Annotated in this window: 8 protein-coding genes; 7 read left to right on the top strand and 1 reads right to left on the bottom strand. The window is 42.4% G+C overall.

Annotated elements, in window-relative coordinates:
• The first annotated feature begins 69 nt into the window (after positions 1-69).
• The 3 genes from HRU23_19340 to htpG all read left to right on the top strand — a co-directional run bounded on the left by HRU23_19340 (position 70) and on the right by htpG (position 3,364).
• Positions 70-399, top strand: coding sequence for a YbaB/EbfC family nucleoid-associated protein (locus HRU23_19340; protein ID NRA56302.1), 330 nt, complete (start codon positions 70-72; stop codon positions 397-399).
• A 203-nt stretch (positions 400-602) separates the two neighbouring features.
• Entirely contained in the window at positions 603-1,208 is a 606-nt protein-coding gene (gene recR, locus HRU23_19335) for a recombination protein RecR (GenBank protein ID NRA56301.1), read from the top strand.
• A 239-nt stretch (positions 1,209-1,447) separates the two neighbouring features.
• A complete protein-coding gene (gene htpG / locus HRU23_19330) occupies positions 1,448-3,364 on the top strand; it encodes a molecular chaperone HtpG (GenBank protein ID NRA56300.1) in 1,917 nt (638 codons plus the stop codon).
• 93 nt (positions 3,365-3,457) lie between these two features.
• Here htpG and mnmC read toward each other — a convergent pair whose 3' ends face one another.
• Entirely contained in the window at positions 3,458-5,506 is a 2,049-nt protein-coding gene (mnmC, locus tag HRU23_19325; protein ID NRA56299.1) for a bifunctional tRNA (5-methylaminomethyl-2-thiouridine)(34)-methyltransferase MnmD/FAD-dependent 5-carboxymethylaminomethyl-2-thiouridine(34) oxidoreductase MnmC, read from the bottom strand.
• A 118-nt stretch (positions 5,507-5,624) separates the two neighbouring features.
• On the opposite strand from mnmC, the gene fabB reads away from it, so the two are divergent.
• The 4 genes from fabB to HRU23_19305 form a co-directional block, all read left to right on the top strand.
• Entirely contained in the window at positions 5,625-6,839 is a 1,215-nt protein-coding gene (gene fabB / locus HRU23_19320) for a beta-ketoacyl-ACP synthase I (GenBank protein ID NRA56298.1), read from the top strand.
• 274 nt (positions 6,840-7,113) lie between these two features.
• Positions 7,114-8,235: a 4-phosphoerythronate dehydrogenase gene (locus HRU23_19315; GenBank protein ID NRA56297.1), complete on the top strand. Its 1,122-nt coding sequence runs from the start codon at positions 7,114-7,116 to the stop codon at positions 8,233-8,235.
• A gap of 2 nt (positions 8,236-8,237) precedes the next feature.
• Positions 8,238-9,248, top strand: coding sequence for an aspartate-semialdehyde dehydrogenase (locus tag HRU23_19310; protein NRA56296.1), 1,011 nt, complete (start codon positions 8,238-8,240; stop codon positions 9,246-9,248).
• Between the two features lie 418 nt (positions 9,249-9,666).
• Positions 9,667-11,597: hypothetical protein (locus tag HRU23_19305; protein ID NRA56295.1), on the top strand; the 1,931-nt coding region annotated here is incomplete at its 3' end.

Here is an 11,597-nt window from a genome sequence, read left to right as displayed (position 1 = left end):
TATAACGTGTTATTAGTAAATCATAGCGAAAGTTTCACCGTATTAATTGAGAAATAAAGAGAGAACATTATGTTTGGTAAAGGCGGAATGGGCAACTTAATGAAACAAGCCCAAAAAATGCAAGACGACATGGCTAAAGCGCAAGAAGACATTGCAAAAATTGAAGTAACAGGTGAGTCTGGTGCTGGCTTAGTTAAAATTGTAATGACTGGCAACCATAACGTCCGTCAGGTCAATATTGACCAAGCGCTAATGGAAGACGATAAAGAAATGCTAGAAGACTTAATTGCTGCTGCGATTAATGATGCTGCACGTCGTGTTGCCGAAACTAACAAAGAAATGATGGCGAAAGTCACTGGTGGTATGCAATTGCCTCCGGGCATGAAAATGCCTTTCTAAGTTATTGTGCCAGCTAAGTGAGATCACTTGGCTGGCAATTAGCTGTTACACGGTTTTATAGCGATGAGCATTGCAACCGGGTAACTTCTTTGATTACAGGTATATATTGCACGGCAAACCCGTCTCTTGTGCTGCTAAGTCCTTTCCTTTAATATTTTGTCGTATTCCAGTCATCGTATTGCACTGGTAGTAGAGTAAAACCAATGAAATTTAGTCCTTATATTAGTGAGTTGATCGAAGCCTTCACCTGTTTACCTGGGGTGGGACAAAAGTCTGCTCAACGCATGGCGTTTCACTTGCTTGAGCGTGACCGGCGTGGTGGCGACATTTTGGCTAATGCATTAGCCCTGAGCATGGCTAAGGTTGGTCATTGTCAATCTTGTCGTACCTTTACTGAACATGAGCTATGCGAAATTTGCGTTAACCCTAAACGGGGACTTAGCGGCGAACTATGTGTGGTAGAAAGCCCAGCTGATGTCATTGCTTTTGAGCAAACTGGTCACTTCTACGGCCGCTATTTTGTGTTGATGGGGCACTTGTCACCACTTGATGGCATTGGACCTCAAGATATCGGGTTAGACAAACTTGAAAAAATCCTTGCAAGCTTGCAATATCAAGAAGTGATACTGGCAACAAACCCAACGGTTGAAGGCGAGGCTACCGCTCATTACATCGCTGATATATGCCAAGATTATCAAGTGAAAGCGACTCGCATCGCGCATGGTGTGCCGGTTGGCAGTGATTTGGAATATGTTGATAGCACGACGTTAAGTCACTCATTGAACGGTCGTTCAGTTCTCAATAGTTAAGAGATAAATAGCTAAGCGCTTAACAATTAAAGAACAAACAACTAAACAATGAGCGGTCAAAGACAGGCAATTAATGATAATTATTGCCGCAGTGTTGCCAACATCGATGATAAAAAAACACCTACGGGTGTTTTTTTTGTTTGAGCCCTTGAATAATTACTTGAGCCCCCCATCTATTAACTATCCTTGGTCAAATGACCAAATTGTATCGCTTATAATTAGATAACGGAGTTTCGAGCATGACTGCGACTACCCAAACCCATGGTTTTCAAACTGAAGTAACTCAATTACTGAAGTTAATGATTCACTCACTTTATTCAAACAAAGAAATATTTTTACGTGAATTAGTCTCTAATGCGGCCGATGCGGCAGACAAGTTACGCTTTAAAGCACTAGCTGATAATGCCCTTTATGAAAATGACGGCGAGCTGCGCGTTCGTGTTTCTTTTGATAAAGAAGCAAACACATTAACGATCAGCGATAACGGTATTGGCATGAGCCGTACTGATGTGATTGAACATTTAGGTACGATTGCTAAATCAGGTACCGCTGAATTTTTTACTAACTTAACCGGCGATCAGGCTAAAGACAGCCAATTAATTGGTCAATTCGGTGTTGGTTTTTACTCATCGTTTATCGTTGCTGATAAAGTAACAGTAAATACCCGTGCTGCTGGTGTAAGCGCTGATGAAGCGATACGTTGGGAGTCTGAAGGTGAAGGCAGTTACGATTTAACCGATATCACCAAAACTGAACGTGGTACTGAAATTATTCTTCATCTGAAAGATTCTGAAGACGAGTTTTTAAATGAATATCGCTTAAAGCAGTTAATTGCAAAATATTCTGATCATATTTCGATTTCAGTTGAAATGTTTACTGACGAAGTCGCTGAAATAGAAGTAGAAGAGGGTGAAAATATCCCGGCTGTTCCAGGCCACTGGGAAGCGGTTAACAAAGCAACCGCACTTTGGACGTTAAGCAAGTCTGAAATTAAAGACGAAGAATACAAAGAATTCTACAAGCATGTATCACACGACTTTGAAGATCCATTAACGTGGGCACACAATAAAGTTGAAGGTAAACTTGAATACACTAGTCTGCTTTACATCCCTGCACGTGCACCATGGGATATGTGGAACCGTGAAACAACGTCTGGTTTAAAACTTTATGTGCAACGTGTTTTCGTTTTAGACGATGCTCAGCAATTTATGCCAACCTACTTACGATTTGTAAAGGGCTTGGTTGACTCAAATGATCTGCCATTAAATATCTCACGCGAAATACTGCAAGAGAATAAAGTAACGCAAAAAATGCGCAGCGGTTGTACCAAACGTGTATTACAAATGTTAGATCGTTTAGGCAACAAAGATCCTGAAAAGTACCAGAAATTCTGGCAGGAATTTGGTCAGCTGCTTAAAGAAGGTCCAGCAGAAGATTCGGCGAACAAAGAGCAAATCGGTAAGCTATTGCGCTTTGCCTCAACTCACCTTGATACTGACGAGCAATCTGCTTCATTGCCACAATACATTGAGCGCATGAAAGAAGGTCAAGACACTATTTATTTCATTACGGCTGACAGTTTTGCTGCCGCTAAAAATAGCCCGCACTTAGAGCAACTTCGCAAGAAAGGTTATGAAGTACTATTAATGTCGGATCGTGTCGATGAATGGTTAATGAGCCATTTTGAAGAGTTCGATGGCAAGAAATTAGTATCAGTTGTTAAAGCCGATCTTGATCTTGGCGATGTCAACGACGAAGAAAAAGCGCAACAAGAATCAGTGGATAAAGAATTTGCGAGTTTAGCCGAACGTTTCAAAGAAACATTGGGCGACAAAGTTAAAGATGTCCGGGTATCGCATCGTTTAACGAACACTGCAAGCTGTATCGTGTCAGATGGCAGTGACATGACAAGCCAAATGATTAAATTGATGGAAGCGGCGGGTCAAAGCGTTCCTGAAACTAAGTTTATCTTTGAATTTAACCCAGAGCATACGTTAGTTAAGCACATTAATGACGAGCAAGACGAGCAGCGTTTTGTTAAATGGGTTGATGTGTTATACCAACAAGCGTTGTTGTCAGAACGCGGATCATTAGAAGATCCTGCTGGGTTTGTTAACAAAATGAACGAACTAATGTTAGATCTTGCTAAAGGTTAAGTTTAATAACCAATAGTTAGCTAAATAAAAAGGAGCGAGAAATCGCTCCTTTTTTTGATCGTTGCATTAATAATTAACCTGAATACCGGTTCACTACGGTAACTGCTTGCCACGTTTCAATTGCTTGATCCAATATCGATTAGGATTTAACTGGTCAAGTAAAGCCTGATTAACGGGTTGTGGTTCACCGGTAAGCTGGCAGGCAAGGATTTCTGCGAGCAACGACGCCGAACACAAACCGCGTGACCCTAATGCGCCAATCATATAGAGATTGGGGTAATGAGGTGCTAGTGGGTATCTACTCGCAGGCTTACCACGTGCTAAATCACTGTATTGCGCCACGGTAGCGGCGAAATCAGGTACTGCGCCGACCATCGGCAGATGATCTTTAGCACTGAGCCGAACACCGACCTTGCCGGCGAGTTTATTCAAACGTATTGTTAATGGCCATTGACTGCCAGCGGTACAGTCGACTAATTTTTCAAGGTTTTGTGCTTGCTCATTCGCGGTTAATTGAGTGGTGGTTTTATCGCGCTCAAAACTTGCACCAAGGCAATGCTGTTGTTGGTGGGCCGGGGTTAAATATCCTTGATAACACAGTAGTGTCTTGAGCGGTGACAGTTGTTCAGTGCTTTGGACATGGCTTATTTGACCACTCGTTTGGTAGAGCGGTAATTGAGCTGTTTGCGAAAAATTAGTGAGCTGATGGCCATTGGCCAAGACTAAACATTGAGCGTACAGCGGTTCGTCACTATTAAAATCAAGCCGCCATTGCTCATTTTGATAACTTAACTGGCTTACTTGGCGATTATAGATGACCTCAACGTCAGATAGTTTACTGGCATGTGCCAGCATAACGTGGGTTAATTGCGCCGGCGCTACCCAGCCGCCTTGCGGGTAATAAAGCGCGCGGTGACCAAGTTCTACCCCTGCGATATCAGATGCTTGACTTGGACTTAACCATTGCAGCAAGTCGCTAGGAAATAAGCCGCTGTCGCTAATTGCTTGATAACGTTGTTGCAAGCTCTCATTGTACGCGAGTTGAATAACCCCGCATAACTCACCACAGTCGCCCTTGTTGACCATATCGAGTTGGCTGAACGTTTGCCGGCTATAAAAAAATGCCTGGCTGTATAGCTGACTTAAATAATCGTGCTGGTTATTTATCAGCGGATAAAACCCACCTTGGCGATTGCCTGAAGCGGCTTGCGCTAACGCCGGATCTTGACAGACTAAACGTACCTTTACCCCGCGTTTAGCTAATGACAGGCAAAGTGTAGCGCTGGCAATGCCGCCACCGATAATAGTCACCGTTTCAATATTATTCGCACGAGGGCGGTGGTACCAAGATTGGGTTGAGCTAATTGGGTTATCACGCTTAAAATTGGCAGTGATCATGTCACTATTTTTAGCAAAGCCTTTAACGTGAGTAATTTTAAATCCGGCCGCGGATAAGCCCTGTTTCACGCTATCTTCAGCGGTAAACGTCGCTAAACTCGCTTTATCTTTGGTTATTTTAGCCATATTTTGATAAAGGGCATTACTCCACATCGACGGATTTTTACTTGGCGCAAAGCCGTCGAGCAACCAGCTGTCGACTAAACCGGTTGGTGGGTAGCTCACTTGGGGCAGAGTGTCGGCAATATCACCAAACCACAGATCAACAATCACTTGATGCTCAGTTACAGCTGTTGGTTGATGCCTGGCATTAATATTGATATGTAACCGGTGACAACCCGCGATGGCGCTGGGATAATTGGCCTGCAGCTGTGTTGCAAACTCGGCCAACTGTGGCCAACATTGATGAGCATTGATTAAATCTTGCGCTGGAAAAGGATGTTTTTCAAAACTAATAAAATAAAGTCGTTTTAACGGGGCCTCTGGATGTGCTTGCACAAATTGTTGGAAGCTTTGACATACCGCTAAAAAATTTAAACCACTGCCAAAACCTGTTTCAGCTAAGACGTAACTGGCGGATTGGCAGTCGAGCCAGCGTTGGTTTAAATCATTTTTTTCAATGAAAACAAAGCGAGAATGAGCTAAGCCATCATGCCTTGAAAAATAGCGTTCTTGGAATAATTCAGAGTAAGGTTCGCCGTCTTTAGTCCAAGACAGTGCCGCCGTTATGATTTTGTTTGGCAAAAAATTGATCCAAAAGTGATTAACTACTGATATTATCTCATTAAATGATCAAAGCTGACCACTCTAGGGTCAAATTATTATTACAATAGTAACAGCTTATTAAAAAACAGGACATATCATGAAACGCGCAGTAATTACTGGCCTAGGCATTGTATCTAGTATTGGCAACAATACTGAAGAAGTAGCAACGTCATTAAAAAATGGCACCAGTGGCATTAGCTACTCAGAACAATTTGAACAATATGGTTTGCGCAGTAAAGTCTGGGGCGATATTAATTTAGATCCTGCGGCTCATGTTGACCGTAAAGCATTACGTTTCATGGGCAAAGCATCTGCGTATGCATTTGTTGCCATGGAGCAGGCGATCGCTGATGCGAAACTAACGCCAGAGCAGGTTTCAAATCCACGTGTTGGCATCGTTGCTGGTAGCGGCGGTGCGTCATCAGCAAGTCAAGTTGAAGCGGCTGATAAACTTCGTGAGAAAGGCGTTAAACGCGTTGGTCCATATCTAGTACCAAAAATCATGTCGAGCACGACGTCGGCGACGCTAGCGACGCCCTTTAAAATTAAGGGCATTAACTACTCGATTAGTTCTGCTTGTGCGACTTCGTCACACTGTATTGGCCACGCACTGGAGCAAATCCAACTTGGCAAGCAAGACATTGTTTTTGCTGGTGGTGGTGAAGAAGTTGATTGGACCTTAGCGATGGGGTTTGACGCAATGGGTGCATTATCAACTAAATACAACGATACGCCAGAAAAAGCGTCACGTACTTATGATGCAAATCGCGATGGTTTTGTCATTTCGGGTGGCGGCGGCATGGTTGTTGTTGAAGAACTTGAGCATGCGCTTGCGCGTGGCGCTCATATTTATGCCGAAATCGTCGGCTACGGTGCTAACTCAGATGGCTTCGACATGGTTGCTCCATCGGGTGAAGGTGCTGTTCGTTGTATGGAACAAGCATTGGCGACGACTGAAGGTAAAATCGATTATGTCAATACTCACGGTACCAGTACGCCAGTGGGTGATGTAAAAGAGCTTGGCGCTATTAGAGAATTATTTAAAGATGATGTGCCAACCTTTGGTTCTACTAAATCGTTAACGGGTCATGCGCTGGGTGCGGCAGGTGTTCATGAAGCAATTTATTCTATTATTATGATGGAAAATAGCTTTATAGCGCCTTCAATTAATATTGACGAACTTGACCCTGAAGCCGTTGGTTTACCGGTAGTTACCGAGCTGCAACAACGCGAGTTAACGACGGTAATGTCTAATAGCTTTGGTTTTGGTGGCACTAATGCCACGCTTATTTTTCAGAAGTTTGTAAAATAAGCACCAACTAGCCCTGTAGTTCATCGGCTAAACGCCAACTGACTTATGTCAGTTGGCGTTTTTTATTGGCTAAAGATAATGATTGTGGCCATTAGCGAGCCTGAACTAACCACAAAGTTCGAAATCAGCGACATATTAACCCTGTTTCGCTCAAAAAACGCTCGCCCAGTTACAAATTTACAATTTGTAGTGGTTGGGCATTTAATTGCTGTAACGTCTTGCTGTTATTTTTGATACAATCGCGCCAGAATTTATTAGAGTGCTACTGATTATGTTGCAGATCCTTGCAGACGAAAATATGCCTTACGTTGAACAACTGTTCGGCGAACTCGGCAATGTCCGGACTAAAGCGGGACGCGATATCACCAGCGAGGATTTAATTGGGGTTGACGTGCTACTCGTTCGTTCAATAACCCAAGTTAATAAAACATTACTAAGTAAAGCGGATCAATTGAAATTTGTTGGCTCAGCAACCATCGGTACCGATCATCTTGATATCAAGTATCTTGAACAACGTGCCATTGAGTGGCGTAACGCCCCAGGTTGCAATGCAACGGCGGTGGCCGAATATGTGATAAGCGCCTTAATGACGTTGTCGACACGCCATGAAATGATATTGCGCGATAAAGTGGTGGCGATTGTTGGTGCCGGTAATATTGGTCAACGATTAGCCAAGAAATTATCGGCACTGAATATCGCACACTTTTTTTGCGATCCGCCGTTAGCACGTGCAGGTGCGAAGGGTGATTATCGAGACATGGCGGCTGTCGCTCAGGCGGATATTATCAGCTTGCATGTACCGATGACTAAAACTGGCGTGGACAAAACAGCCAATTTAATTAATCGACAATTTTTGAGCCAACTTAAACCTGGCACAATATTAATCAATAGTTGCCGTGGCGATGTGGTCAACAATCAAGATTTACTTGAGGCAATCAATCAAGGGCAATCGTTACATGTTGTGATGGACGTGTGGCAAAATGAACCGCTGATTTGCCAAGAATTAATGAACAATGTTGACATTGCAACACCGCACATTGCTGGTTATAGCCTCGAAGGTAAAGCTCGCGGAACCTTCATGCTATATCAGCAATGGTGTCAATTAGCAGGACAAATTCAACATAAAAGTTTACTGCAGTTACTGCCTCACCCGACTTTTAATGCAACTAACATCGATCTCAATGCCCAAAGCGATGGTTTAACGAAATTAGTTCGGATGATTTATGATATTCGTGATGATGATGAATTATGCCGGACTAAAGCCGATACCGGCTCAGGCTTTGATACCTTACGCAAACAATATGCTGTGCGTCGCGAATTTAGCGCGCTAACAGTGGTATGCAATGATGAACAACAAACAAATACACTTAACCAACTTGGATTTACTGGAGAATAATTATGTCAGAGCAATTTAATATTGCTGTTATAGGGGCGCATAGCCTGATTGGGAAAGTACTGATCGAACTATTAGAAGAACGCGCATTCCCAGTAGATCAATTATATGCCTTATCAAGCGATGCGAAAGAAGCACAAGCGGGTTTATATAAAAGTAAACCATTGTTGACCAAAGACATCGCTGATTTCGATTGGTCACAAGTCCACTTGGCATTCTTTTGTGAAGAGATAGACTCAACGGTAAAATTTGCACCAATCGCCGCTGAAGCCGGAGTTGCTGTAATTGACAGCACCAGTGCATTTGTTGATCGGCCTGAAATTCCAATGGTGATCCCACATTTAAACGGCGAAGCGATTGCTGACTTTAGAAATACTAACATAATCTCTAGCCCATCAAGTGCCAGTGTACAATTGTGGACGGTATTAAAACCTATTGCTGATAATGTTGGTATTGCACGAATTAATTTAGTGAATCACCACTCAGTTTCAAGTGCCGGCGAAGCAGGGGTTCAAGAACTTGCTCGTCAATGTGCTCGATTACTTAATGGCTTAGAAATTGAAGAGAATCCTTTTCCGGCACAATTGGCCTTTAACATCTTGCCAGCTGTTGGACCGTTACTTGAGAATGGTTTAAGTAGTGACGAGCAATTAATTGCCAATGAAGCCGTAAAATTCCTTGGTGATGGCGCTAGTTATATTAATGCAACTAGTGTGATGACACCTGTATTTTATGGTTTGGCACAAACGATTAATATTGAAACCCTAACGCCGGTTGAACCAGAGCAAGTCATTCAATGGCTTGAGCAGTTTGAGCAAATTGAATTTGATCCAAGTCACCAGCCAACACAAATTGGTGATGCCAAAGATAGCGAATATGTTCACGTCGGTAGAATCCGGGTTGATCAATCTCATCCACAAGGTTTGAACCTGTGGACTGTCGCTGATAATACGCGTGCGGGTTCAGCACTAAACTGTGTCAAAATCGCAGAAATGTTATTAAGAGATTACTATTAATTGTCACTCTAATGACTAAGCTAATGGCTGTGGCGAACGAGATCTTTTTGTTGTTCGTCATGGCTATTTAAGACACATTTTAACAACCATCTCCTGCGCAGTTTATCTGTCTCAACACTATTTATACCATCAAAAATATCAATATATTAGATACGAAAAATTTAATATATTACGATTTTCTTCATTATTTCAATTAATTATGTGTTTGTTATGTTATTGAAAACACTATAGCGTATAAGGGCATATTTATTGCATGATATAGAAAGTCAAAAATCTGGCTTTTGATTTAAATCTACTATAGGTTTTCTAATGATTTTGCTGATATGATAAGCACTAATTTTAAACAATAATTCAAGTTAGCATTAAATCTCCATTGAATCAGTTGCTTGTCTTTGTTTTTTTTATTTGTCCAGGGACAATGATGATTTCCTTTAATAGAGTAACTCCTTTCATTATAGCAACAAGCGCAATTTTCTGGCTGTTATTGAGCCTGAGTAATGCCGTTCAAGCCATCCAGTTAACGGGTCCTGAGGACAACACTGCGCCGGTAAAGCAAGTAAGTCCAGCGGTACCATCACCAGTTACACCAGCACCATCAATAACAGTACCATCACCAGTTGCACCAGCACCAGCTAGCCCTGTTCGAGCAACTTTGAGTCGTGGGTCGCAAGTTTATGGCCCGGTAACTTCAAAAGACACATTATGGCGTATCGCGTTTACCAATAGACAAGATAAAAGACAAAGCGTTGATCAAGTGATGATCGCAATATTTCTTGCTAACCCAAATGCCTTTCTTGATAATAATATTAACCTGCTTAAAGATGGCAGTATGTTATTGATCCCAGCTGCTCGCGATATTGACTCGATAACAAATAGCCAAGCTCAATCTAAAATTGAATCTGACAGCAAAAACCTGTCGCAAGCCATTAAAAATATCGCGCCAGCGGCCACGGTGGTGGCATCGGTGATACCAGCCAAAGTTTTAACGCAAGAAGTGGTCCGCCATAGTGCTCCAGCGCGTCCTGTTGAAGCTGTTATTGAAGATAATCAACCTGAGCAAGCCGTTATTGAAGATGGCGAGCAACTTGATGCTAATAATGACGGCAAGCTAACGACCAACAACCAAAATACTAATACAGCTGCAGTAGCATCGACTTTACCGATTGAACCACGCTTTAACCCTCAAGTTAAAAACCTTAAAAAACAGCTTAATCTAGCCATGAATGACATGCAGCTGTTAGTTGATGAAAATAAGGTGTTGCGCGAACAACTCGCACAATTAACCAATTCAATTGACAAAATGAAGGTTCAAGATCAGTTAGATAAACAATTACAAAAAGATCATCAACTGCTGCAAGACGAGTTGGCTCTTATCGAAGAGCAGGCGTTGAATCAACAAGATTCAATTTTAAATAATGGTTGGTTTATCGCTGGCATTTCAAGTATTCCTTCAATTCTAATCTTGTCGGCCGCCGTATTTTGGCTTAGCCGTAGACGCCAACCTATTGTTGAGCAAGTTGAAGAGCCTACCAAAGAGCAGAGACCTGTTGGCGAACCCGATCTTAGCGAAGAAGAAGGCTCTATTGAAGACGAATTAAATGATGATGACTTATTAATAACTGATGATGGCGGTTTGTTAGACGATGACTTATTAGATGATGACTTATTAGATGATGACATTGGCGACGAATTGTTGGTGCCTGATGACGACATTGAAGAAATTCGCCTAGATGACAGCTTTGAAGACTCAGCAGACGATGAAGCAATTGTAAGTAGCGATGATATCGATGCCTTACTAGCTGAGGCAAATGCGTTAGAAGATAATAATGAAGACATCGTCAGTAGCGATGATATTGATGCACTATTAGCTGAGGCTGATGCGCTAGGTGAAAGTGAATCAGATGATAATAATGATATTGTCAGCAGTGACGATATTGATGCGTTGTTAGCCGAGGCTGATGCGCTAGGTGAAAGCGAATCAGATGATAATAATGATATTGTTAGTGGTGACGATATCGACGCGTTATTAGCAGAGGCAAATGCACCTGCAGTAAGTGAAGCAGCGGACAACAGCGATGATATTGTTGGTGGTGATGACATCGACGCGTTATTGGCTGAAACTGAACAGTTGACCGATGAGAACGAAGAACAAGCCGATGCCGCTGCTGCAGTAGACATTGATGATATAGACGCGTTACTGGCTGAAACAGATGAGTTGACTGATACCGGCGAAGAGCAAGTTGATGCCGCTGCTGCAGTAGACATTGATGATATAGACGCGTTACTGGCTGAAACAGATGAGTTGACTGATACTAGAGAAGAACAAATAGATGACGCAGCTGCGGCAGA

The organism is Gammaproteobacteria bacterium, from assembly GCA_013214945.1.
GTDB lineage: Bacteria > Pseudomonadota > Gammaproteobacteria > Enterobacterales > Psychrobiaceae > Psychrobium.
The sequence above is the reverse complement of the archived record's forward strand: the minus strand, read 5'-3'. Positions and strand labels throughout refer to the sequence as shown.

Coding starts and splice junctions, on each gene's coding strand:
- HRU23_19340 (NRA56302.1), top strand. CDS start 70: ATGTTTGGTAAAGGCGGAATGGGCAACTTAATGAAACAAGCCCAAAAA.
- fabB (NRA56298.1), top strand. CDS start 5,625: ATGAAACGCGCAGTAATTACTGGCCTAGGCATTGTATCTAGTATTGGC.
- recR (NRA56301.1), top strand. CDS start 603: ATGAAATTTAGTCCTTATATTAGTGAGTTGATCGAAGCCTTCACCTGT.
- HRU23_19310 (NRA56296.1), top strand. CDS start 8,238: ATGTCAGAGCAATTTAATATTGCTGTTATAGGGGCGCATAGCCTGATT.
- htpG (NRA56300.1), top strand. CDS start 1,448: ATGACTGCGACTACCCAAACCCATGGTTTTCAAACTGAAGTAACTCAA.